Origin of the sequence: Pseudomonas sp. NPDC008258 (assembly GCF_042956345.1) — a bacterium.
Lineage (GTDB): Bacteria > Pseudomonadota > Gammaproteobacteria > Pseudomonadales > Pseudomonadaceae > Aquipseudomonas.
The window spans coordinates 99,350-121,929 of the sequence record NZ_JBIBGE010000011.1 but is presented as its reverse complement, the minus strand read 5'-3'; the positions used below and the strand labels follow the sequence as shown (position 1 = coordinate 121,929).

Here is a 22,580-nt window from a genome sequence, read left to right as displayed (position 1 = left end):
AGCCTCACAGGTCCGGGTACAGGCGGCCAGGGTTGAATATGCCCTGGGGGTCGAGCTGCTGCTTGAGGGCGCGGTGGTAGCGCATCAGTGCTTCCGCCAGCGGCGGGCTACTGGCCGAACCAGGGGCGTAGCAGGTGGCGTGGCCCCCCACCTTGGCGACCTGGTCGCGAATGGCCTGTGCCGGTGCACCGGACTTGAGCCAGCGCTGCGCACCGCCCCAGTCGATCAGTTGCTGGCCGGGCAGGTCCAGCTCGCCGGTGGCGTTGGGCAGTGACAGGCGCCACAGCGGTGCAGGGTCGTCAAAGAACGCCAGGCGCTGCTCGCGCAGGTCGCTCCAGAAGCGGCTGTCGAGGGTTTCGCCACCCAGGCGCTGGCGTGCGGACTGCACCGAGCCTTCGCCGCCTTCCAGGCGCAGGTACAGCGCGTCGTCGGCATGGCAGGCTGCGCTGATCGGCAGGGGTTGCTGGCCCCATTCGGCCAACTCGGCCAGCGCTTGGTGGCGGCCCATCGGCAGGCACAGGCTCAGGCATTGGCGTGGCCGCGGCAGCACTTTCAATGACACCTCGGTCAGCACCCCAAGGCATCCGAAACTGCCCGTCATCAGGCGTGATACGTCGTAACCGGCCACGTTCTTCATCACCTCGCCACCAAAACGCAGCAGCTTGCCGTGGCCAGTGATCACCCGCGTGCCCAGCACGTAGTCACGCACCGATCCGGCCCACGGTCGCCGTGGGCCCGACAACCCGGCGGCAACCATGCCGCCCAAGGTGGCCTCGGGGCCCAGGTGCGGTGGCTCGCAGGGCAGCATCTGGCCAGCTTCGTGCAGGGCCGCTTCGATCTCGCGCAGCGGCGTGCCTGCGCGGGCGGTGAGCACCAGTTCGGTCGGGTCGTAGCTGACGATGCCGCGGTGGCTGCGGGTGTCGAGCACTTCGCCGGCAACCGGGTTGCCGAGCATTGCCTTGCTGTTGCTGCCCTGGATACGCAGTGGCGTGCCTTGTGCCAGCGCCTGGCTGACCTGTTCCAGCAGCGCCTGGCTGTTGTCGCGGTCCATGCTCATCAGAAACGCTCCAGCTCGGGGAAGGGCAGTTGCCCATGGTGCACATGCAGGGCGCCGAACTCGGCGCAGCGGTGCAGGGTGGGGATGTTCTTGCCGGGGTTGAGCAGGCCCTGCGGGTCGAAGGCAGCCTTGACCGCGTGGAACAGGGTGATTTCGTCGCTGTTGAACTGTGCGCACATCTGGTTGATCTTCTCGCGGCCTACGCCGTGTTCGCCGGTGATGCTGCCGCCCACCGCCACGCACAGTTCGAGGATCTTGCCGCCGATGGCTTCGGCACGTTCCAGTTCGCCAGGCAGGTTGGCGTCGAACAGGATCAGCGGGTGCATGTTGCCGTCGCCGGCATGGAACACGTTGGCCACGCGCAGGCCGTATTGCGCAGACAAGTCACTGATGCCCTTGAGTACCCGTGGCAGTTCCCGACGCGGGATGGTGCCGTCCATGCAGTAGTAGTCCGGGGAGATCCGCCCTACGGCCGGGAAGGCGTTCTTGCGCCCGGCCCAGAAACGCACGCGCTCGGCTTCGTCGCAGGCCAACCGCACTTCGCGTGCGCCGGCTTGTGTCAGCACCGCAGCTACCCGTTCGCAGTCGTCATGCACATCGGCCTCCACGCCGTCCAGCTCGCATAACAGAATGGCCGCTGCGTCCACCGGGTAGCCGGCGTGGATGAAGTCTTCGGCGGCGCGGATGGCCAGGTTGTCCATCATCTCCAGGCCACCGGGAATGATGCCGGCGGCGATGATCTCGGCCACTGCACGGCCGGCGTCCTCGACGCTGCCGAAACTGGCCAGCAGCACCCGCGCCACCTGAGGCTTGGGCAACAGTTTCACGGTGACTTCGGTGACGATGCCGAGCATGCCTTCGGAGCCGGTGAACAGCGCCAGCAGGTCGAAGCCGGGGCTGTCCAGGGCATCGCTGCCCAAGCTCAGGTGCTCACCTTCGACGGTGAGGATGTCGATCTTGAGCAGGTTGTGCACGGTCAGGCCGTACTTGAGGCAGTGCACACCCCCTGCGTTTTCGGCAACGTTGCCACCGATGGAACAGGCAATTTGCGACGACGGGTCGGGCGCGTAGTACAGCCCATGGGGGGCGGCGGCCTGGGAAATGGCGAGGTTGCGCACGCCGGGCTGCACACGGGCGTAGCGACCCTGCGGGTTCACCTCCAGGATGCGGTTGAAGCGCGCCATCACCAGCAGGATGCCCTTGGCCAGCGGCAGGGCGCCGCCCGACAGGCCGGTGCCGGCACCCCGCGCCACCACCGGCACCCCGCGCTGGTGGCAGAGCTTGAGCAAGGCCTGTACCTGTTGCAGGCGCTCGGGCAGTACCACCAGCAGCGGTACTGTGCGGTAGGCCGACAGGCCATCGCATTCGTAGGGTTTGAGGTCTTCTTCGCGGTGCAGGATTTCGAGGTCTGGCAGGGCACTGTGCAGCGCCTGCAGCAGGGCTGCCTTGTCTATAGCGGGCAGCGCACCATCGACGCGTTCGTCGTACAGGATATTCATCGGCTCACTCGGCAACGGTTTTTGTTGTTGTTGGCAAAGCGGTCACCGTTGCAGCCTGCGCCCGCTGGCGGCTGTGGTCGAGTGCGGCTGGCACTGGTCCTACCAGTTTTTGTGCCGGGTACTGGTTATTGATGGCTTTACCCGGCTAGATTGGAGCCAGTGGTCAAAGTGGTCCTACCAGTGATGGAGGCATGATGGGTGCTGATGGCAAGGCCAAGGTTGCCGACCAGGTGGCCGAGCGGGTCGAGCGGCTGATCGTCGACGGTGTGCTCAAGGTGGGGCAGGCGCTGCCGTCGGAGCGGCGGCTGGTGGAGAAACTGGGGTGTTCACGCTCGGCCCTGCGCGAAGGGCTACGCGTGTTGCGCGGGCGCGGGATCATCGACACCGAGCAGGGGCGGGGCTCGTTCGTCGCTGACCTGACAGGGCAGGCGGGCGGCACACCGTTGATGCACCTGTTCAGCTCGCAGCCGCGCACGCTGTTCGACTTGCTGGAGGTACGGGCGTTGCTGGAGGCCGAGTCGGCGCGGCTGGCAGCGCTGCGCGCCACCGAGGTTGACCGCCTGCTGATTCGCCGCCGCTACGAAGAGATGCTGGCCGCGCATGACGCCCCTGAAGCGCTTGATGCCCGCGAGCATGCACGGCGCGACCATGCCTTTCATCGGGCGATCAGCGAGGCGTCGCACAACCCGGTGCTGGTGCATACCTTGCAATCGCTCAGTGACCTGACCCTGAGCACGGTGTTTGCCTCGGTCAACAACCTGTATTGCCGGCCGGCGCAGAAGCGCCAGATCGACCGGCAGCATGCGCGGTTGTATCAGGCGGTGATGGAGCAGCTGCCGGAGCAGGCGCAGCGGGCGGCGCGGGAGCATATCAACGGCATACGCGACAGTTTGCGGGAGATCGAGCAGGAAGAGCAGCGGTTGGTCAGGGCGACCATGCGCATGGACGGGTGGGGGTGAAGTTGCCTGTGCCGGCCCTTTCGCGGGCTTGCCCGCTCCCACAGGGACTGCACCGCCCTTGAAAGCGGCGCAGTGCTTGTGGGAGCGGGCAAGCCCGCGAAGAGGCCGGTACCGGATTGCCTCAATGATCGGCTATACGGTCATCCTGGGACAGAATGGCCTGCGCCAGTTCTTCATCACTGGCCTGCAACCCAGGGTGATCCTTGCGGGCCTGTTCCAGCGCAGACTCCACATAGGCGCCACGGATTGCACCACCGCTGGCGACGAACGCAGAAAGCTCGTCACGGGCCGGGATGATCCGTTTATCGTCCTTGAAGGTCGAGTAAAGCGAAGCGGAAACACCGGCCGAGGTGGCGACGTCGCCCGCATCGACGCGGGCCAGGGCAGCACCGGCAGGCAGCAGGAGCAGCAGCGCAGGGGCGATGAGTAGGTGGCGCATGTCGTGTTCTCCAGTAGCGTGAAGCCCAAGGGAATAAACCACTCAGTGGTTAAGAAAGCACGCAGGTGCTGGTAGTTCCCTTGGGGGTTTCACGAAAAGGAAAGATCAAGCCAGCTGGTAAGTGGTTTTGACCCGGGTAAAGAACTGCCGCGCATGCGTGCCTTGCTCGCGCGAGCCCAGGCTCGATGCCCCATTCCCGCCAAATGGCACGTGGTAATCCACGCCGGCTGTCGGCAGGTTGACCATCACCATCCCCGCCGAACTGTTGCGCTTGAAATGCTCGGCCTGGCGCAACGAGGTGGTGACGATGCCAGCGGACAGGCCGAACGGCGTGTCCTCGGCCGCGGCGAACGCCTCGGCGTAGTCACGCACCTTGAGCACGCACAGCACCGGCCCGAAGATTTCTTCCCGGTAGATGCGCATGTGCGGCGTTACCCCGGTAAACAGCGCCGGGGTAAAGAAATACGCCCCCGCCTGGTTGTCGATACGCTCGCCACCGCATACCAGCTTCGCACCCTGTTCAACACCGGCGGCTACATAAGACAGGTTCTGCTCCAGTTGCCGGCTGTCGACCACCGGGCCGATGTCGGTACTGGCCTGCAGCGCATCGCCCACCTTCAACGCACGGGTACGTTCGGCCAGGCGTGCGACGAAGGCATCGTGAATACCTTCTGTCACGATCACCCGCGAGCTGGTTCCAGATTGCCTGAGGGCATGGATTGACCGCGTCGGGCCGGGCGTGATTTGCTCGGCTCTACGGCCTCTTCGCGGGCAAGCCCGCTCCCACAGGTTTAGCGTCGCCTGTAGGCGCGGGTTTGCCCGTGGATGGCCTGAACACGATCATTCAAAGGAAAATGAAGGTTCGCCCATGCCCGACTACACGCTGCATTGCTTCGCCGAATCCGGCAACGCCTACAAGGCCGCGCTCATGCTTGAACTCACCGGCCAGGACTGGCAGCCGGTATTCGTCGACTTTTTCCATGGCCAGACCCGTGAGCAAACCTGGCGTGACGAGGTGAATGAGCAGGGCGAGGTGCCGGTGCTGGAGCACGCGGGCAAAACCTTCACCCAGTCTGCGCTGATCCTGCAATACCTTGCCGAACAGACCGGCCAGTTCGGCCCGCGTGATGAAGACGAAAAACGCGAGATCTGGCGCTGGATGCTGTTCGACAACCACAAGTTCACCAGTTATTACGCTGCGCTGCGCTTCCTGTTCTGCCTGAAGAACACCGGCGAAACGGACGTGACCCGGTTTTTGCGTGAGCGTGCCACGGCGGCCTACCGCATTGTTGATGCTCACCTGGCGAAGACGCCGTTCATGGTCGGTGGCCGGCTGACCATCGCTGACCTGTCGCTGGCGGGGTATGTGTTCATGCCGGAGGATACCGGTATTGCACTGGCCGACTTCACCCATATCGAGGCCTGGAAGGCGCGGATAAAGGCGCTGCCCGGGTGGAAGCATCCTTATGACCTGATGCCGCGCACGGCATCCGTGTGAGCGAGGATGTTGGCCGTTGAGCATTCAACGGCCGGTTTCTGCAAAACCCCTGATAGTGTGAGACATGTGTTGTACGGGGACGAATTTCATTAAGCCAAACACGTAATCTTCAGGCGGCGCCAACTGATCTTGAGGAAAAAAACCAGCCTGAGGTTTGCTGAGGTAGCTGAGATTGTAGGTGTCGCTTTTCTTATTGAAGTCAACGGCAGCAGTCAGAATGCCCGAGGGGGCCATAACCGTTATTTGGATGGCACGCGCTACCTCTGGTGCAAAAGTGTTGCCAGCGTAACATGATGTAAAAATAAGTTTTTTATAATCGCCAAGGCTGATGTTCAGTTTGCCCAGCAGCTCGATAAATTGTTTGGGGTTGTAATCAACCCCCTGGAACGATACTGCCTCTTTATCGCTATGCAGGTGAACGAACAGTGACGGTTTTCCTTGCCGGGGCTGGGATCTGAAAAAACCAAGCCGCTTCCCTTCGGCTGGGTTGGGTTTGATTAGTGAAAGATTTCTGAAATATTTGCGCTCCTGATGGCCATCGGGGTCGTTCTTGTTGACAGGATCGTTATGCGTGAAGGCATAGCTGTTGACTCCGCCCAGGCCGAATGGGCTGATGTCATCAGCTGCCTGGAATCGCCTGAGGGCCGGCGAGTACCAACGATAGCCCTGGCCCAAACCGTAATTCCCAGTGAGTGGGTCGCAGGGGTCGCCATTGAATCCGACGCTGGCCTGGTGCTCATGCCTGGCAAAACCGAAGGGCGTGTAAGCAGTGGTTGCCATCTTTCCTGAGCTTGCAATGGCTGTGGGTGTATTCAGACTATTGTTGGCAACAAGGCAGGCAGGAAGCAGGGGTAGCTGTGTGATGGCCAAGGTTTGCCGACCGTAAGTCAGTGCTTGAGTGGCGCCGCTCTGATCAACCCGTGTGCTTGCCACATTATGTTTGTAGAAGACTCGCATCGTTTTATGCCTCTCGGAGCCTTGAGCATAAAACGTCGTGGCTTGCAGTCACTACTGACAAAAATTGCAGGTATGGATGGATTGCCTCCACAGACCTCCCGGTTCGGGAGCCCTGCACTGTACCTGTGGGAGCGGCTTTAGCCGCGAAGAGGCCAGTGCAGGCACTGCAAGGCTCAGATCGACAACCGCACCACCCGGTTATCCAGTCCCTGCTGTTCCTGCCCGCGCCGCTTGTTCACCACCAGTTCGCCAATGGCAATCAGCCGTGTGCGTGTGATGTTGCGCGACAACCCCAGCAACTGCGCGGTATGCACCTGGTTGTAGTGGCAGAACCGGTAGGCCGAGCGTAGCAGGGCATTTTCCACCTTCTCGTACAGGTCGCCCGGCTGCTCTTCGTACAGCCGGCTGAACGCCCGCTGCAACAAGTCGTCCACACCATTGCCCGCGTGTTCTTCCTCTGGTCGCTCGATGCGCAGGTTGGACAAGCGCAGGTCCTGCGCCTGCACCGTGCCGTCGCCGCAGGTGAGCAAGCTGTGGTGAATCACGTTCTCCAGTTCGCGGATATTGCCCGGCCAGCTGTACTCCACCAGTTTGGCCTGGGCCTTGGGGCTCAGCTCCACCGGCCCATAGCCCAGCCGGTCGCTGTAGCTGCGGATGAAGTGCCGGGCCAGCGGCAGGATATCGCCCGGGCGGTCACGCAGCGGGTGCAACTGCAACGTCACCACGTTCAGCCGGTAGTACAGGTCTTCACGGAAATGCCCGGCGTTGATGGCCTTTTCCAGCTGTACGTTGGTTGCCGCCAGTACCCGCACATTGATCGGGATGCTCTTGCGCGAGCCAAGCCGCACCACTTCGCGCTCTTGCAGCACGCGTAGCAGCTTGACCTGGATCGGCAGGGGCAGGTCGCCGATTTCGTCGAGGAACAGCGTGCCGCCGTTGGCCTCCTCGAACCATCCGGCCTTGGCCGCCAGGGCGCCGGTGAAGGCGCCTTTTTCATGGCCGAACAGCTCGGCTTCTACCAGCGACTCGGAAAACGCCCCGCAGTTGACCGCCACGAACGGGCCGTTGCGCCGGCCGCTGAGGTTGTGGATGTGGCGTGCGACCAGCTCCTTGCCCGTGCCGGTTTCGCCAATGATCAGGACGCTGGCCTCGCTGGGGGCGACCTGTTGCAAGTGGGCGAGCAGCGCCTGCGACCTGGGGTCTTCGAAGACCTGTGCGGTCGCCCTGATCGAGGTAGCCAGTGTCGGTGACGGGGGGAGGGTCAGCAGTTGCATGGGCAATCCTCAGGAATAGAAGGATGGGGCAGGGCGCTTGTCGTTGAGGGCCCACTCGCCAAGTTCGTGGATGCGGTAGTCCACCGGGTCGTGCAGGGTTTGCGTGCGCAGGTTGCGCCAATGGCGGTCGAAGCGCAGCGAAGCATGGGTGGCGCGAGCGCCGGTGACCTCGAACAGGCGGTTGCAGATGTCCAGGCCGTGGCGGCTGGCAGCGACCTTGGCGGTACCGATGGCCAGGGCCAGGTCGCCACGCTCTTCAGCCGTGAGGGCGTGTTCCTTGGCCCAGGCGGCATCCAGCTGACGCGCGGCCCGTTCGATCAGCAGGCGTACGCTTTCCAGGCCGACCCAGAACTCGCCGTAATGGCGCAGCACGTAAGGGTCTTCGGCACTGCTGGCAGCGCTTGAGCGGAACCACGGCCGGCTTTCCTTGAGGGTGTACTGGCGGGCCTCGTCGAAGGCGCCCTCGGCAATGCCGAGGAACAGGTTGGCGAAGTGCAACTGGGCAATCAGCGGGCGCAGCGCGGCGAACGGTGTGCTCAGGGGGCCCGGGTCGAGCAGCAGTTCATTGTGCTCTACCCGTACCCGTTCGAAGGTGGCGCTGCCACTGTCGGTCTGGCGTTGGCCGATGTTGTTCCAGTCGCGGTGCAGGCTTATGCCGGTGCGGCCACTGGGGATGGCGGCAATCAGCAGCTTGCCGCCGGCACGTTCGTCCACCGCCGAGGCGATGAGCATTTCCGAGTCGCTGGCGCCGGAGCAGAAGCTTTTCTTGCCCGAAAACTCGCACCAGCCGTCGAAGTGCTTGACCACGGTGCGGGTGTCCAGCGGGTTCAGGGCATTGCCCCAGAACCACTGTTTGCGGGCGGTCTGTTCGAACCACGGTTGCCACTGGTCCGGGCGCGAGAACAGGCGCACGGTGGCCAGCATCAGGTGGTGGAAGCCGAAGACATGGGCAATGGAACTGTCGACCCGGGCGAATTCGCGCACCACTGCGAAGGTGTCGTGCCAGTTGGCGCCCTGGCCGCCGAAGGCCTGCGGGATCACCAGCGACAGCAGACCGCTGTCACGCAGGGCATCACGCTCGGCTTTCGGCGTGCCGCCGCGTTCATCGCGCTCGACGGCAGTCTGGGCAAACTGCCCGGCCAGTTCACGGGCGATGGCCAGGGCCGGGCGCAGGGGAGTATTCACAGGTGCATTCATGGCCGCTCCTCAGGCGCTTTTACGCAGCGCGTGGTGGGCGCCGAACAGTGGCACGGCACGTTCTGCGGCCAGGCGGATACGGGCAGCGAGCGCATCGCTGGACACGCGGTAGTCGGCCAACTCTGCCTGGCTGGCGAACACGCCGATGGGCAGGGTCAGGGCTTGCAGGAAGCTGAACAGCGGGCGCAGTTGATGGTCGAGGACCAGTGCGTGGCGTTCGCTGCCACCGGTGGCGGCGAGCAATACCGGGGTGTCGACCAGGGCGTCCTGGCCGATGAGGTCGAACAGGTGCTTGAAGTGGCCGGTAAAGCTGCCGCGGTACACGGGCGTGGTGACCACCAGCAGGTCGGCCTTTTCCACCAGGCGCAGTTGCTGTTCGACGGTGTCGGGCAGTTCGCTGCGCCACAGGGCGCTGCCCAGTGGGCGGGCGATGTCACCCAGTTCGATCAGGTGCGGCTTGATGTGCAGGTGCTCGGCCAGTTCGGCGAGGATCGCTTCGGTCAGGGCCAGGGTGCGCGATGGGCGGGAGGTGCCGCCAGACAGGGCTACGACGTTCAGTGGGGTGCTCATGGGCAGAGTCTCCGGTTCGGGTGAGCGGGGGACTTTGCTTGAGCAATCGTCGTGCCGGGTTTTAATTATCCTTTAAATCAACAAGTTAGCAGTTTTGCGAAGATTCGCTGCTGTTGCCGGTAGGGCGTTTCGTGTTGATTGGGTGTTGCGCTGCAAACAGTTGGCCAAGTGTTGGCGGCTGTGCAGTGGGGAGATTTATAGAGGATTTATCTTCATTGAAAAAAGAATAAGAATTCATATTGTTATTCCATTTTACTGATGTGCAACCGTTTTACCGGTGCCGACAATGCCCTGTACGAAGGTTACCAGTTGCTCCCTGGCGGTCATGACGGTTCCCCATTGGGCCTGGCCGCACAGCAAGCCCAGCACCGCGTGGGCAATCGATCGCGCACGCGGTGCTGTCAGGCCGCACTCGGCGGCGACGATGTCGCTGAGTAGCCCACTGTATTCCGCTTTCAACTGTTCCACCTGCAACAGTTGGTCTTCGTTCAGGTTCATGGCCTCGCGTGTCAGCAACACCAGTTTGTCCGGGTTGGCCTGGCTATAAGTCACAAAGGCCTGCACAAAACAGGGCAAGCGTTCACTGGTGGCTCGGGCGCCTTTGAGGCATTGTCGGGTTTCATACAGCAGGTCGGTCAGGCTCGACTCGATCAGTTCGAACAGCAGCCCCTGTTTGCTCTCGATGTGGTGATACAGCGAGCCGGCGCGCAGGCCCAGGTGGCTGGCCAGGTCGCGCAACCCGATAGCCTGGTAGCCATGGCTGGCAAACAACGCACTGGCCGCATCCAGCAAGCGGTCCCGGGCATGCGGGGTGGGTACGGGCGAAAGGCTGGAGGCGGGCATGGAAGCACCTGTCGGCGAATTGATATTTGACCAAATGTAAGACAACAGGCATCTTACGTAAAGACTCAATCGCGGAGGTGTTTTGTGGATAATCAAACGGTGGTGATCGTAGGTGGTGCCTCGGGTCTGGGCCTGGAAACAGCCCGGCTGATGGTGAAGCGTGGCGCCGGCAAGATCGGCCTGATCGACCGTAACGAGCAATTGTTGGTACAAGCGGCAGAAGAGCTGCGCGGGCAGGGCGCTGAGGTGGCGATCGCGGTGGGTGACATTGCCCGCAGGGATACCGCTCACGCAGCCTTCGCCCAGATCGTCGAAGGCCTGGGTCGGGTGCATTGCCTGGTCAACAGTGCGGCCATCTACCCGCGCCAGGACATCTTCGAGATCAGCGACGAAGAGTGGGACCTGGAAAACGCCGTCAACATCAAGGGCACTTACCACATGATGGTTGCTGCGGTGCGCCACATGCAGCAGTACGTCGCCGCCCCTGCGGTAACCGGGCGGATCGTGAACGTCACGTCGGTGGATGCATTCAAGGCCCACCCGCAAAACGCCCACTATGCAGCGACCAAGGCGGCGGTGGTCAGCCTGACCAAATCCTTCGCCCAGGCCTGCGCCAAGGACCAGATCCTGGTCAACTCGGTGGCACCGGCCGGTTTCGCCACCGAGCGCGCCAAGCAGCTTGGCTTCCTGGGCGAGCTGGCAGCGGCCAACCCACTGGGTCGCGCGGCAGAGCCTGCGGAAATTGCCGAATGGATCGTGATGATGGGCAGCAGCCGCAACAGCTACGCCACGGGTGAAAACGTGATTGTCAGCGGGGGTTACATCTATGCCTGAAGTCGCATTCCCCGAGGGCTACCAGCGCGCGCTGGTGACCGGGGCTACCAGCGGTATCGGCAAGGCCATCGTGCTGGCGCTGCGCAATGCCGGCCTGCAGGTGATTGCCGTGGGGCGCAGCCCCGAAGCCCTGGCCGAGCTTGCCAGTGAGCCGGGCGTGACCACCTTGCAGGCGGATGTGCGTGACTACCGGTCGTTGAGCGCCGCGCTGGAAGGGCAGACGATTGATGTGCTGGTCAACAACGCGGGCATCCTTTCGACCCGTGCAGCGTTCCAGGACATTGACGAGGCCGAGATCGACAACATGCTCGACATCAACCTCAAGGCGCCGCTGCACCTAGCGCGGCAAGTATTGCCGGGCATGGTCGGCCGGGGCAGGGGGCACTTGTTTTTCATCGGCTCCAGCGCCGGCCGTGCGCCGCACCCGGGGGCTGCGGTGTATGGCGCCTCCAAGGCTGGTGTGAGCCTGTTCTGTGATGCGTTGCGCTGTGACCTGCTGGGCAGCGGCGTGCGGGTAACCGAAATTGCCCCTGGCCGGGTGCAGACCCAGCTCTACAAGAGTGCGATGGGCATGCAGGCGGCGGGTAGCGAACTGTATGACGGCTATGAGTCCATCCAGCCGGAGGATATTGCCGAGCTGTTGCTGGCGGCCTTGAAGATGCCGCGGCAGGTGGATGTGTCGCGACTGGAAGTGTTCCCCACGGCGCAGGCGGTAGGTGGCGGGCGGATGGTCAAGACCGCCGGTTGATCGGTTGCCTGCGCTGGCCCTTTCGCGGGTAAACCCGCTCCCACAGGGTCAGCGCAGGTCCTGAGCGTTGCGCTGTACCTGTGGGAGCGGGCGAGCCCGCGAAAGGGCCAGCACGGGAAACGCCAATATCAGTAAATAGGTGCTTGACCACCTGTAAGACAACATATAACTTACATGAAGACCGTTTCCGTAGGTCGAAACAACTACAAAGCATTGCAGGGGATATGACGATGACTGCGACATCATGCCGGGTCGGCGTGGACATAGGCGGCACTTTCACCGATATCGCGCTGGACGTGGACGGCGTGCTGCACTCCACCAAAATCCTGACCGACTACGAGCTGCCTGAGCGGGCCATCCTCACCGGCGTACGCCAGGTGGTAGAGCAGGCCGGCCTGGCGCTTTCCGACATCGATCAGCTGATCCATGGCACCACCCTGGCCACCAACGCCCTGATCGAGCGCCGTGGCGCACGCACCGCCTTCATTACTACCGAGGGTTTCCGTGACACCCTCGAAATGCGCACCGAGAACCGTTTCGAGCAGTACGACATCAATATCGTCCTGCCTCCGCCGCTGATCGACCGCGAAAACCGCTTCACCCTGCGTGAGCGCCTGGACGTCAAAGGCCGTGTACTGATCGCCCCTGCGCAGGCCGAGATCGATGCCCTGGTCGAGCGCATCGCCGAAGGTAACTACGAGAGCGTCGCCATCGGCTTCATCCACAGCTACGTCAACGGTGCCCATGAGCGCCAGTTGCGTGATGCCCTGCAGGCGCGCCTGCCAAACCTGTCGATCTCGATTTCCAGCGAAGTCTCGCCGCAGATGCGCGAGTTCGAGCGCTTCAACACCGTATGCGCCAACGCCTACGTCAAACCGCTGATCAAGTCCTACCTGGACCGCCTGGTGGTGACCTTGAAGCAAGAAGGCGCCGATTGCCCGGTGTTCATGATCCACTCCGGCGGCGGCATCATCTCGGTGCAGAGCGCTGCCGAGTTCCCGGTGCGCCTGGTTGAGTCCGGCCCGGCCGGTGGCGCGATCTTCGCCGCCGATATCGCCCGCCGTTACCAGCTGGAAAACGTGCTGTCGTTCGACATGGGTGGCACCACGGCAAAAATCTGCCTGATCGAAGACCAGGTGCCGAAAACCGCGAAAACCTTCGAGGTGGCCCGTACCTACCGCTTCAAGAAGGGCAGCGGCATGCCAATTTCCATCCCGGTGGTGGAAATGGTCGAAATCGGCGCCGGTGGCGGTTCGATTGCCAGCATCGACAGCATGCGCCAGATTCGTGTCGGCCCGCACAGTGCCGCCTCCGAGCCAGGCCCTGCGTGCTACGGCCGTGGCGGCCTGGAGCCGACCATCACCGACGCCAACCTGCTGCTCGGCCGCCTCGATGCCGACAACTTCGCCGGTGGTGCGCTGCGCCTGTCCACGGAAAATGGTGCCAGCGCCATGGCCCGGGTCATTGGCCAGCCACTGGGCCTGCAGGCTGACACCGCCGCGTTCGGCGTGTGCGAAGTGGTCGACGAGAACATGGCCAACGCCGGCCGCGTGCACGCAGTGGAAAGCGGCAAGGACATCGCCGACTACACCATGATCACCTTCGGGGGTGGCGGCCCGCTGCATGCCGCACGGCTGTGCGAAAAGATGGGTGTTTCGCGGTTCATCGTTCCGGCCGGTGCCGGTGTGGGTTCGGCCATCGGCTTCCTGCGTGCACCGTTTGGTTACGAAGCCGTGCGCAGCGCCTTTGTACGCCTGTCGGAGTTCGATGCCGCGGCGGTGAACGCGCTGATCGAAGAGATGAAAGCAGAGTCGCTGGGCTTCCTGCGCCAGGGCATGCCTGAAGGTGAGCCAGAAATGGACTGCACCGCATTCATGCGTTATGTGGGGCAGGGTTGGGAAATCCCCGTGGCGCTGCCGTTCAAGGCCTTCACCGCTGCCGATATCGTGCAGTTCAAGGCTTTGTTCGAAGAGGCCTACACCCGCTTCTTTGGCCGCCCGATCGAAGGCCCGGACATCGAGATCGTCAGCTGGTCGGTGCGCGCCAGTTCGCCGCTGCCGCCGGTGGAGCATATCGAAACTGTCGGCGCTGTGTACCGCTCGCAGGAAGTTGCCCGCCGCCAGGTGTTCGACGTGGCTGCCGGCGGTTTCGTCGACGCCGGTATCCACTCGCGCGAAGAGCTGCAGGTCGGTGCCCGTGTCGACGGCCCGGCGATCATCGTCGAGCGCGAAACCTCGACCTTCGTCACCTCCAACTTCACCGCCACGGTCCAGCCAGACGGCTGCCTGCTGGTTGTGCGCCGCTAACGCCTGAATTCGGAAGAGCTGAACATGAGCGATACGTTGATCGACATTCAAATGCAGGTGATGTGGAACCGCCTGGTCTCGGTGGTCGAAGAACAGGCCCTGACCCTGATCCGCACTGCCTTCTCCACCAGTGTGCGCGAGGCTGGCGACTTGTCGGCCGGTGTCTTCGACCGCGCCGGCAACATGCTGGCCCAAGCGGTCACCGGCACCCCGGGCCACGTCAACACCATGGCCGAGGCGGTGGTGCACTTCATCAAGGACATCGGCGAAGACAACATCTTCGAAGGTGACGTGTACGTGACCAACGACCCGTGGAAGGGTACCGGCCACTTGCACGACATCACCATCGTTTCGCCGTCTTTCTACAAGGGCAAGCTGATCGGCTACTTCGCCAGTACCGCCCACGTGGTCGACATCGGTGGCCGTGGCTTTGGCCCGGATGCCCGTGAGGTCTACGAAGAAGGCCTGTTCATCCCGATCATGAAGCTGTTCGAGCGTGGCAACGTCAACCGCGACCTGATCAACATCCTGCGCAACAACGTGCGTGAGAATGACCGGGTAGTGGGTGACTTCTATGCCCTGTCGGCCTGTAACGAAACCGGCCACAAGCGCCTGCTGGACATGCTTGAAGAGTTCCAGCTGGACGACCTGGAGCACATCGGCGGGTTCATCCTCGAACACAGCCGCCGTGCCACCCTGGAATGCTTCAAGTCGCTGCCGCACGGCACCTACAGCAACAGCATGACCCTCGACGGCTATGACGTGCCGGTTACCTTGGCGGTGACCATCACCGTTGGCCCGGATGGCATCCAGAGCGACTTCACCGGTACGTCGGGCATGAGCCAGTTCGGCATCAACGTGCCGTTGGGCTACGCTAAGGCCTATGCCTGCTACGGCCTCAAGTGCATCGTTGCGCCAGAGATCCCGAACAACACTGCATCCTTGGCACCGTTCGAGGTGACGGCACCCGAAGGCTGCATCCTCAATGCCAAGCACCCGGCGCCGGTGTCTGTGCGCCATGTGCTCGGTCACTTCGTGCCTGACCTGGTACTCGGTGCGCTGCACAAGTGCCTGCCAGGCAAGGTGCCAGCCGAGGGCGCCAGTGCCCTGTGGAACCTGCACCTGAGCGTGCGCCCGCTGGAAAGCAACCCGAATGGCCGCAACGCCGAAATGCTGATGTTCAACAGCGGCGGCATGGGCGCGCGTTCGGCGATGGACGGCCTGAGCGCTACTGCGTTCCCGAGCGGGGTGCACACCATGCCGGTGGAAGCGACCGAGCACGCCGGCCCCGTGGTGGTCTGGCGCAAGGAGCTGCGTGAAGGTTCCGGTGGTGCCGGCCAGCTGCGCGGCGGCCTGGGCCAGGAAATCGAAGTATCGGCCAGTGAGGGCTACAGCTTCCGCTTCAGCGCCATGTTCGACCGTATCCAGTACCCGGCCCGTGGCCTGGAAGGCGGCCAGGAGGGTGCCGAAGGCTTTGTCGGCCTGGACGACGGCAGCGTGCTGCGCGGCAAGGGCCAGCAATTCGTGCCCGCCGAGCGTCGCCTGGTGCTGCGCCTGCCGGGTGGCGGTGGTTATGGCGACCCGCGTCAGCGTGAGCGCCAGTTGGTCGAGCGCGACCTGCGCTACGGCTACATCAGCGCCGAACAGGCGCGTGACGACTACGGCTTCGAAGCCGCCAAGGAGCGTTGAGCGATGGACGTGCAAAGCAGCCGCGTCAAAGCGGTAAAAAGCTCGCCGAGCATGGCCGTGTCGGTGCTGGCCAAGCAAATGCTGGCCAAAGGTGAGCCAGTCATCAACCTCGCGCTGGGCGAGCCGGACTACAACGTTCCGGCCCACGTGATCGAGGCTGCGTACCAGGCCATGCTGGCGGGCAACAACCACTACACCGCGCCCAACGGCATGGAGAGCCTGCGCCAGGCCATCGTCGACAAGTTCGCCCGGGAAAACGACCTGGCCTATGGCCTGGACGAAATCTGCGTAGGCAACGGCGCCAAGCAACTGCTGTTCAACGCCTTCCTGGCCACGCTGGAAGAAGGTGATGAAGTCGTCACCCCGGCGCCGTACTGGGTGTCGTACACCGACATGGCGATGCTCAACGGCGGTGTGCCGGTGGTTATCCCGTGCGGTGCCGAGCAGGGTTTCAAGGTTACCCCGGAGCAACTGGAGGCCGCCATCACCCCGCGTACGCGCTGGGTGATGCTGAACTCGCCGAACAACCCGAGCGGGGCGATCTTCACCCGTGAAGAGTTTGCAGCACTGGGCAAGGTGCTGGAGCGCCACCCCAACGTGCTGGTGATCTCGGACGAGATCTACGAGCACATCGTGCTTGGCGACCAGCCGTTCGTGTCGTTCGTCACGGCGTGCCCGCAATTGCGCGAGCGCACGCTGCTGATCAACGGGGTGTCCAAGGCCTACGCCATGACCGGCTACCGCCTGGGTTACGCAGCAGGGCCTAAAGACCTGATCGTGGCCATGAACAAGACCCAGTCGCAGACCACCACTTGCCCGTCGAGCATCTCGCAGTTGGCGGCGGTGGCGGCACTGAACGGCCCGCAGGACTTCGTGCGCGATGCCAACCGTGAGTACCAGGCGCGTGGCGCGCTGGTGGTGGACGGCCTGGCGCAGATCCCGGGCCTGAAGCTGCAGATGCCGCAGGGTGCGTTCTACGCCTTCCCTGAGGTCAGTGCCTTCATTGGCAAGCGCACGCCAGACGGGCAGGTGATCAGCAATGACACCGAGCTGTCGGCCTACCTGTTGCGGGTGGGCAAGGTAGCCACCGTGCCAGGTTCGGCGTTCGGTGTGGAGCCTTACGTGCGCCTGTCCTTCGCCACCTCGCGCCAGGAACTGGAGCAGGCACTGGGCCAGCTGCGCGAAGCCTTCGCAGCGCTGGCCTGATCAAACGAATTGAATAGAGGTAGACCATGAGCAAGCCATTCAAACGCCTGCTGATCACCGGCGCCGCCGGGCGCCTGGGCAGCGTGCTGCGCAAGCACCTGGCCCAGTTCGCCGACGAACTGCGCCTGACCGACATCGCCGACCTGGGCCACGCTGCGTCGCACGAAGAATTGATCCGTTGCGACCTGGGCAACTTCGCGGACGTGCTGCCGTTGACCGAAGGCGTGGATGCCATCGTGCATGCCGGTGGGGTGCCGGTTGAAGACACCTTCGAGAAGATCCTCAACGGCAACATCGTCGGCACCTACAACATCTACGAAGCGGCCCGTCGCAATGGTGTGAAGCGGGTGGTGTACACCAGCTCCAACCACGCCATCGGCTTTTACGACCGCACCGAAACCATCGATGCCACCGCTGCGCATCGGCCAGACAGCCTGTACGGCGTCAGCAAGTGCTTTGCCGAGGACCTGGGCCGTTACTACTGGGACAAGTTCGCCATCGAGTCGGTGAACCTGCGCATCGGTTCGTCGTTCCCCGAGCCGCTGGACCGTCGCATGCTCGCCACCTGGCTGTCGTTCGACGACTTCGCTCAGCTTACCGAGCGCTCGCTGCTGGCGCCGCGGGTCGGCCACATGATCGTCTACGGCATGTCCGATAACCGCGAAAGCCTGTGGGACAACCGCCTGGCTTCGTCGATTGGCTATGTGCCGCAGGACAGTGCCGACGACTACCGCGAGAAAGTGCTGGCCGAACATCCGCCGCTTGACCCGAATGAGCCGGCGGCCCGCTACCACGGCGGCAACTTCGCCGGCGCCGGCCACTTCGAAGACCCGAAATGACCTGTACCGGCCCTATCGCCGGCAAGCCAGCTCCCACAGGTACGGCGCGGAGCCTGAGCTGTGTGCAATACCTGTGGGAGCTGGCTTGCCGGCGATGAGGCCGGTACAGGCAGATCTGCATTTTGTGATCAGCGCAACATCAGAAGAGAGCTAACTCCATGGCTTCCACCGCAAAACAACAGAATTACGATGTGGTGATCGTCGGCGGCGCCGTCAACGGCAGCGCCACCGCCTACTTCCTGGCCAACAACCCGGACTTCAAAGGCTCGCTGTTGGTCATCGAGCGCGACTGGACCTACAACAAGTCGGCCACCGCGCTTTCAAGCAGCTCGATCCGCCAGCAGTTCTCCAACCCGATCAACATCGAAATCTCGAAGTTCGGCGCCGAATTCGTGCGCAACTTCCCCGACCTCATGGAAGTGGAGGGTGACCGCCCGGACCTGGCCTTCCACGAGAACGGCTACCTGTTCCTGGGCGACAACAAGGGTTACGAAGTGCTGCGCCGCCTGCACGACACCCAGGTGTCGCATGGCGCCGATGTGCACCTGCTGGACCCCGAGCAGCTCAAGCGCAAGTTCCCTTGGGTGAACATCGACACGTTGGCTGGCGCCAGCTACGGCCAGACCGGCGAAGGCTGGTTCGACAGCCTCGGCATGCTCAACGGCTTCCGCCGCAAGGCGCGTTCGATGGGCATCGAGTACATCGAAAACGAAGTGGTCGCCATCCAGCGTGAAGGCGACCGCATCACTGGCGTGCAACTGGCCAGTGGTGAACGCATCGGCTGCGGCATGCTGGTGAACTGCGCCGGCACCCGTGGCACCAAGGTCGCACGCATGGCTGGCCTGGATATCCCGGTCGAGCCGCGCCGCCGTTCGCTGTTCGTGTTCGACTGCCGTACCCCGCTGGAAGGCACCGTGCCGCTGACCATCGACCCGACCGGCGTGTTCTTCCGCCCAGAGGGCAAGTTCTACCTGGGTGGCACCTATCCCAAGCATGACCCGGAAGTGGACTTCGAGGACTTCGACGTGATGCACGACGAGTTCGACGAAGAAGTCTGGCCGATCCTGGCCGAGCGCGTACCGGCATTCGAAGGCATCAAGGTGGTCAACTTCTGGGCCGGGCATTACGACTTCTGCGTGCTGGACCACAACGCCATCGTCGGCCCGCACAACGAAGTCGGCAACTTCCTGTTCTGCAACGGCTTCAGTGGCCATGGCCTGCAGCAGGCGCCGGCCATCGGCCGTGGCCTGTCCGAGCTGATTACCTACGGTGGCTACCGTTCGCTGGACCTGGGTGCGCTGTCCTATCAGCGAGTCATCGACAACAAGCCGTTCCTGGAAGACTCGGTCATCTGACCGCGCGCCTGAAGGAGAATAACAATGAGCAACAACACAGTGGTACGCAGCGGCGGGCAGGTCCTGGTCGATGCTTTGCGGGTCAACGGTGTAGAGCGTGCCTTCTGCGTGCCGGGCGAAAGCTACCTGGCGGTGCTCGATGCGCTGCACGACGTGCAGGATGAGATCGACCTGATCGTCTGCCGCCAGGAAGGTGGTGCAGCGTACATGGCCGAGGCCTACGGCAAGCTGACCGGCAAGCCGGGTATCTGCATGGTCACCCGCGGCCCGGGTGCGACCAACGCCTCGGTGGGCGTGCACACGGCGTTCCAGGACTCCACGCCGATGATCCTGTTCATCGGCCAGGTGGCCCGCGACCAGATCGAGCGCGAAGCCTTCCAGGAGGTGGACTACCGCCGCATGTTCGGCCAGATGGCCAAATGGGTGGTGCAGATCGACGATGCCGCGCGCATTCCAGAGCTGGTCAACCAGGCCTTCCAGCGCGCCATCAGCGGCCGCCCGGGGCCGGTGGTGGTGGCGCTGCCTGAAGACATGCTGACCGACCTGGTGCAGGTGCCTGATGCCCGCCCGGCCAAGCGCGTCGAGGCGGCGCCGGCGCCTGAAGCCCTGGGCGAGCTGCAGCAATTGCTGGCCAAGGCCGAGCGGCCGCTGGTGGTTGCCGGTGGTGGCGGCTGGACGGCCGAGGCCGTGGCCGACCTGAAGGCGTTCGTGCACACCCAGAACCTGCCGCTGGCCGCCTCGTTCCGCTGCCAGGACCTGTTCGACAACACCGACCCGCACTACGCCGGTGACCTGGGTCTCGCAGCCGGCCCGGTACTGGTGGAGGCAGTGAAGCAGTCCGACCTGCTGATCGTGGTTGGCGCACGCCTTGGCGAGATGACCACCGGTGGTTACGCCCTGGTCGACATCCCGACGCCGAAGCAGGCGCTGGTGCATGTGCATGCCAGTGCCGAAGAAATCGGCCGGGTCTATCAGCCGACCCTGGGCATCAACGCAGGCCCTGGTAGCTTCCTGTGCCAGGCCAACATCCTCGGCCCGGTGCGCCCGCAGGCTTTCGAGGACTGGACTGCCAGCCTGAACAGCGGCTACCGCGGCAACTTCGACACCCCGCGCTCGCCGGGTGACGTGCAGATGAGCGAAGTGATCGCCTGGCTGAACAGCAACCTGCCGGCCGACAGTATCCTCACCTGCGGTGCGGGCAACTACACCGGTTGGGTACACCGTGGTTACCAGCACCGCGTATTCCGCACGCTGCTCGGGCCTACCAACGGCTCGATGGGGTATGGCGTGCCGGCGGCAGTGGCGGCCAAGCTCACCTACCCGCAGCGAACCGTACTGGCCTTTGCGGGTGATGGTTGCTTCCTGATGAATGGCCAGGAACTGGCTACTGCCGCGCACTACGATGCGCGGGTCATCACCATCGTGGTCAACAACGGTATGTACGGCACCATCCGTATGCACCAGGAGAAGACCTACCCAGGCCGTGTTTCGGGTACCGAACTGCACAACCCGGACTTCGCTGCCCTGGCGCGGGCCTACGGGTTGCATGGTGAAACGGTGACCCGTACCGAAGATTTCGTCGCCGCCTTCGAACGCTGCCAGGCGTCCGGCAAGCCGGCGCTGATCGAAATCCAGGTTGACCCCGAGGCCCTGACCCCGCGCATGACCCTCAGCCAGATCCGCGACAAGGCCCTGCAGGCCAAGCGCTGATTTCACCTCAGGTGGGGCGCGGTCTGGCCCCACCTTTTTTACTGTCTTCGAACGAGCCAATCGACATGAATCTTGCCGATCACGATCTGCTGCGTGAAGTTTGCTACATCGACGGAAAATGGCAGCCGGCCGACAGTGGTCAGCGCATTGCCGTGACCAACCCGGCCACGGGCGTTGTGCTGGGCCACGTGCCACGCATGGGCGCCGAAGAAACCCGCCGCGCCATCGCCGCTGCCGAGCGTGCCTTGCCGGCCTGGCGTGCGCTGACGGCCAAGGAACGCGCTGCAAGGTTGCAGGCCTGGTTCCGCGAAATCCTTGCCCATCAGGAAGACCTGGCGCGCATCATGACCGCCGAGCAGGGCAAGCCGCTGGCCGAGTCCCGCGGTGAAATCGCCTTTGCTGCCGCCTACGTGGAGTTCTATGCCGAGGAGGGCAAGCGTATCTACGGCGATGTGATTCCATCGCCCAATGCCGACCGCCGACTGATCGTCACCAAAGAGCCGATTGGCGTGTGTGCGGCGATCACGCCGTGGAACTTCCCGGCGGCGATGATTACCCGCAAGGCTGCGCCGGCACTGGCCGCTGGCTGCACGCTGGTGCTCAAGCCGGCATCGCAAACGCCGTTCAGCGCCTTGGCTTTGTGTGTGCTGGCTGAGCGCGCTGGCATTCCGCCGGGCGTGCTCAGCGTGGTTACCGGCGATTCTGCGGCCATTGGTGGCGAACTGACCGCCAGCCCGGTGGTGCGCAAGCTGTCGTTCACGGGCTCGACGCCTATCGGCATCCAGCTGCTGCAGCAATCGGCGGCGACGGTGAAGAAGGTCACCATGGAACTGGGTGGTAATGCCCCGTTTATCGTGTTCGACGATGCCGACCTGGAAAAGGCCGTGGAAGGCGCGCTGATCGCCAAGTTCCGCAACAGCGGGCAGACCTGTGTATGTGCCAACCGTTTCTATATCCAGGACGGTATCTACGAGCGCTTTGTGGCGCGGTTTGCCGAGCGTGTCGGTGAACTGGTGGTAGGGCAGGGCGATGCCGTGGGGACGCAGGTAGGGCCGATGATCGACGGGCGTGCGGCCAGTGGTGTGGAGCAGCTGGTGGGTGAGGCGGTCGAGGCGGGTGCGCGGGTAGTGACGGGTGGGCGTCGGCATGCGCTGGGCGAGGCGTTCTTCGAGCCCACCTTGCTGGCCGATGTTACCCCGGGTATGCGCGTGGCCCGTGAGGAAATCTTCGGGCCGGTGGCGCCGATCTTCCGCTTTAGCACCGAACAGGAAGTGATCGCCCAGGCCAACGATACCGAGTTCGGCCTGGCCTGCTATGCGTATACCCAGGATGTCGGGCGCGTGTGGCGGGTGTCCGAGGCGCTGGAGTACGGGATGGTGGGTATCAACGTCGGGGTGGTTGCTACCGAGGTTGCGCCGTTTGGTGGCGTGAAGGCATCCGGGCTGGGCAGGGAAGGGTCGCGTTACGGGATCGAGGATTACCTGGAGATCAAGTACGTGTGCGTGGGGCTTTGATGTACATCTGAACCACTGATGTTGGCTTGGCAGGCCTCTTCGCGGGCGCGCCCGCTCCCACAGGGTATGCATGACACCTGTGGGAG

General features: G+C 63.5%; 19 protein-coding genes and 1 pseudogene. 11 read left to right on the top strand and 9 right to left on the bottom strand.

What is annotated here, in order from left to right:
* Window positions 1-4: 4 nt before the first annotated feature.
* Both glcE and glcD read right to left on the bottom strand, forming a co-directional pair.
* Window positions 5-1,057 (bottom strand): glycolate oxidase subunit GlcE, encoded by a 1,053-nt coding sequence (gene glcE, locus ACFY9W_RS11475; protein WP_391129897.1) that lies wholly within the window; start codon window positions 1,055-1,057, stop codon window positions 5-7.
* Window positions 1,057-2,556, bottom strand: a complete 1,500-nt coding sequence (glcD, locus tag ACFY9W_RS11470) for a glycolate oxidase subunit GlcD (RefSeq protein WP_391129894.1) — start codon at window positions 2,554-2,556, stop codon at window positions 1,057-1,059. Before glcD ends, glcE begins: the two co-directional genes overlap by 1 nt.
* A gap of 194 nt (window positions 2,557-2,750) precedes the next feature.
* Between glcD and glcC the strand changes: the two genes are divergently transcribed.
* Window positions 2,751-3,515, top strand: coding sequence for a transcriptional regulator GlcC (gene glcC / locus ACFY9W_RS11465; RefSeq protein ID WP_391129891.1), 765 nt, complete (start codon window positions 2,751-2,753; stop codon window positions 3,513-3,515).
* Window positions 3,516-3,636: 121 nt separating this feature from the next.
* Here the strand turns inward: glcC and ACFY9W_RS11460 are convergent, their stop codons facing one another.
* Complete coding sequence (locus ACFY9W_RS11460) at window positions 3,637-3,954, bottom strand: DUF2388 domain-containing protein (protein WP_391129888.1); 318 nt, start codon at window positions 3,952-3,954, stop codon at window positions 3,637-3,639.
* Window positions 3,955-4,059: 105 nt separating this feature from the next.
* Window positions 4,060-4,647: pseudogene (locus tag ACFY9W_RS11455) on the bottom strand (aldehyde dehydrogenase family protein); the annotation flags it as partial.
* A gap of 175 nt (window positions 4,648-4,822) precedes the next feature.
* Here ACFY9W_RS11455 and ACFY9W_RS11450 point away from each other — a divergent pair.
* A complete protein-coding gene (locus ACFY9W_RS11450; RefSeq protein ID WP_391129885.1) occupies window positions 4,823-5,452 on the top strand; it encodes a glutathione binding-like protein in 630 nt (209 codons plus the stop codon).
* Window positions 5,453-5,476: 24 nt separating this feature from the next.
* On the opposite strand, the gene ACFY9W_RS11445 is transcribed toward ACFY9W_RS11450, so the two are convergent.
* The 5 genes from ACFY9W_RS11445 to ACFY9W_RS11425 all read right to left on the bottom strand — a co-directional run bounded on the left by ACFY9W_RS11445 (window position 5,477) and on the right by ACFY9W_RS11425 (window position 10,293).
* Window positions 5,477-6,409, bottom strand: a complete 933-nt coding sequence (locus tag ACFY9W_RS11445) for an RHS repeat-associated core domain-containing protein (RefSeq protein WP_391129882.1) — start codon at window positions 6,407-6,409, stop codon at window positions 5,477-5,479.
* Window positions 6,410-6,582: 173 nt separating this feature from the next.
* Window positions 6,583-7,683 (bottom strand): sigma54-dependent transcriptional activator SfnR, encoded by a 1,101-nt coding sequence (gene sfnR, locus ACFY9W_RS11440; RefSeq protein ID WP_391129879.1) that lies wholly within the window; start codon window positions 7,681-7,683, stop codon window positions 6,583-6,585.
* Window positions 7,684-7,692: 9 nt separating this feature from the next.
* Window positions 7,693-8,880, bottom strand: coding sequence for an acyl-CoA dehydrogenase family protein (locus ACFY9W_RS11435; protein WP_086975140.1), 1,188 nt, complete (start codon window positions 8,878-8,880; stop codon window positions 7,693-7,695).
* Window positions 8,881-8,889: 9 nt separating this feature from the next.
* Window positions 8,890-9,450: an FMN reductase gene (msuE, locus tag ACFY9W_RS11430; protein WP_016711107.1), complete on the bottom strand. Its 561-nt coding sequence runs from the start codon at window positions 9,448-9,450 to the stop codon at window positions 8,890-8,892.
* A 252-nt stretch (window positions 9,451-9,702) separates the two neighbouring features.
* Window positions 9,703-10,293, bottom strand: coding sequence for a TetR family transcriptional regulator (locus ACFY9W_RS11425; protein WP_391129875.1), 591 nt, complete (start codon window positions 10,291-10,293; stop codon window positions 9,703-9,705).
* 84 nt (window positions 10,294-10,377) lie between these two features.
* On the opposite strand from ACFY9W_RS11425, the gene ACFY9W_RS11420 reads away from it, so the two are divergent.
* The 9 genes from ACFY9W_RS11420 (at window position 10,378) to ACFY9W_RS11380 (ending at window position 22,494) form a co-directional block, all read left to right on the top strand.
* Window positions 10,378-11,127, top strand: a complete 750-nt coding sequence (locus ACFY9W_RS11420) for an SDR family oxidoreductase (protein ID WP_391129872.1) — start codon at window positions 10,378-10,380, stop codon at window positions 11,125-11,127.
* Window positions 11,120-11,875, top strand: a complete 756-nt coding sequence (locus ACFY9W_RS11415; protein WP_391129869.1) for an SDR family NAD(P)-dependent oxidoreductase — start codon at window positions 11,120-11,122, stop codon at window positions 11,873-11,875. The genes ACFY9W_RS11420 and ACFY9W_RS11415 overlap by 8 nt, the downstream gene beginning before the upstream one ends.
* Window positions 11,876-12,105: 230 nt before the next feature.
* Window positions 12,106-14,181: a hydantoinase/oxoprolinase family protein gene (locus tag ACFY9W_RS11410; protein WP_391129866.1), complete on the top strand. Its 2,076-nt coding sequence runs from the start codon at window positions 12,106-12,108 to the stop codon at window positions 14,179-14,181.
* A 24-nt stretch (window positions 14,182-14,205) separates the two neighbouring features.
* Window positions 14,206-15,870 (top strand): hydantoinase B/oxoprolinase family protein, encoded by a 1,665-nt coding sequence (locus ACFY9W_RS11405; RefSeq protein WP_391129863.1) that lies wholly within the window; start codon window positions 14,206-14,208, stop codon window positions 15,868-15,870.
* 3 nt (window positions 15,871-15,873) lie between these two features.
* Window positions 15,874-17,076, top strand: coding sequence for an aminotransferase class I/II-fold pyridoxal phosphate-dependent enzyme (locus tag ACFY9W_RS11400; protein WP_391129860.1), 1,203 nt, complete (start codon window positions 15,874-15,876; stop codon window positions 17,074-17,076).
* Between the two features lie 26 nt (window positions 17,077-17,102).
* Window positions 17,103-17,915, top strand: a complete 813-nt coding sequence (locus tag ACFY9W_RS11395) for an NAD-dependent epimerase/dehydratase family protein (protein WP_391129858.1) — start codon at window positions 17,103-17,105, stop codon at window positions 17,913-17,915.
* 158 nt (window positions 17,916-18,073) lie between these two features.
* Window positions 18,074-19,270 carry an FAD-dependent oxidoreductase gene (locus ACFY9W_RS11390; RefSeq protein ID WP_391129855.1) on the top strand — a complete coding sequence of 399 codons (1,197 nt, stop codon included), beginning with the start codon at window positions 18,074-18,076 and terminating at the stop codon, window positions 19,268-19,270.
* Window positions 19,271-19,294: 24 nt separating this feature from the next.
* Entirely contained in the window at window positions 19,295-20,980 is a 1,686-nt protein-coding gene (locus tag ACFY9W_RS11385; RefSeq protein ID WP_391129852.1) for a thiamine pyrophosphate-dependent enzyme, read from the top strand.
* Between the two features lie 65 nt (window positions 20,981-21,045).
* Window positions 21,046-22,494 (top strand): succinate-semialdehyde dehydrogenase, encoded by a 1,449-nt coding sequence (locus ACFY9W_RS11380; RefSeq protein WP_391129850.1) that lies wholly within the window; start codon window positions 21,046-21,048, stop codon window positions 22,492-22,494.
* The last annotated feature ends 86 nt before the right edge of the window (window positions 22,495-22,580 follow it).

Excerpts from the sequence above, each read along its gene's own strand:
- glcE (WP_391129897.1), bottom strand. The coding sequence starts at position 1,057 with ATGAGCATGGACCGCGACAACAGCCAGGCGCTGCTGGAACAGGTCAGC.
- glcD (WP_391129894.1), bottom strand. The coding sequence starts at position 2,556 with ATGAATATCCTGTACGACGAACGCGTCGATGGTGCGCTGCCCGCTATA.
- glcC (WP_391129891.1), top strand. The coding sequence starts at position 2,751 with ATGGGTGCTGATGGCAAGGCCAAGGTTGCCGACCAGGTGGCCGAGCGG.
- ACFY9W_RS11460 (WP_391129888.1), bottom strand. The coding sequence starts at position 3,954 with ATGCGCCACCTACTCATCGCCCCTGCGCTGCTGCTCCTGCTGCCTGCC.
- ACFY9W_RS11450 (WP_391129885.1), top strand. The coding sequence starts at position 4,823 with ATGCCCGACTACACGCTGCATTGCTTCGCCGAATCCGGCAACGCCTAC.
- ACFY9W_RS11445 (WP_391129882.1), bottom strand. The coding sequence starts at position 6,409 with ATGCGAGTCTTCTACAAACATAATGTGGCAAGCACACGGGTTGATCAG.
- sfnR (WP_391129879.1), bottom strand. The coding sequence starts at position 7,683 with ATGCAACTGCTGACCCTCCCCCCGTCACCGACACTGGCTACCTCGATC.
- ACFY9W_RS11435 (WP_086975140.1), bottom strand. The coding sequence starts at position 8,880 with ATGAATGCACCTGTGAATACTCCCCTGCGCCCGGCCCTGGCCATCGCC.
- msuE (WP_016711107.1), bottom strand. The coding sequence starts at position 9,450 with ATGAGCACCCCACTGAACGTCGTAGCCCTGTCTGGCGGCACCTCCCGC.
- ACFY9W_RS11425 (WP_391129875.1), bottom strand. The coding sequence starts at position 10,293 with ATGCCCGCCTCCAGCCTTTCGCCCGTACCCACCCCGCATGCCCGGGAC.
- ACFY9W_RS11415 (WP_391129869.1), top strand. The coding sequence starts at position 11,120 with ATGCCTGAAGTCGCATTCCCCGAGGGCTACCAGCGCGCGCTGGTGACC.
- ACFY9W_RS11410 (WP_391129866.1), top strand. The coding sequence starts at position 12,106 with ATGACTGCGACATCATGCCGGGTCGGCGTGGACATAGGCGGCACTTTC.
- ACFY9W_RS11405 (WP_391129863.1), top strand. The coding sequence starts at position 14,206 with ATGAGCGATACGTTGATCGACATTCAAATGCAGGTGATGTGGAACCGC.
- ACFY9W_RS11400 (WP_391129860.1), top strand. The coding sequence starts at position 15,874 with ATGGACGTGCAAAGCAGCCGCGTCAAAGCGGTAAAAAGCTCGCCGAGC.
- ACFY9W_RS11395 (WP_391129858.1), top strand. The coding sequence starts at position 17,103 with ATGAGCAAGCCATTCAAACGCCTGCTGATCACCGGCGCCGCCGGGCGC.
- ACFY9W_RS11390 (WP_391129855.1), top strand. The coding sequence starts at position 18,074 with ATGGCTTCCACCGCAAAACAACAGAATTACGATGTGGTGATCGTCGGC.
- ACFY9W_RS11385 (WP_391129852.1), top strand. The coding sequence starts at position 19,295 with ATGAGCAACAACACAGTGGTACGCAGCGGCGGGCAGGTCCTGGTCGAT.
- ACFY9W_RS11380 (WP_391129850.1), top strand. The coding sequence starts at position 21,046 with ATGAATCTTGCCGATCACGATCTGCTGCGTGAAGTTTGCTACATCGAC.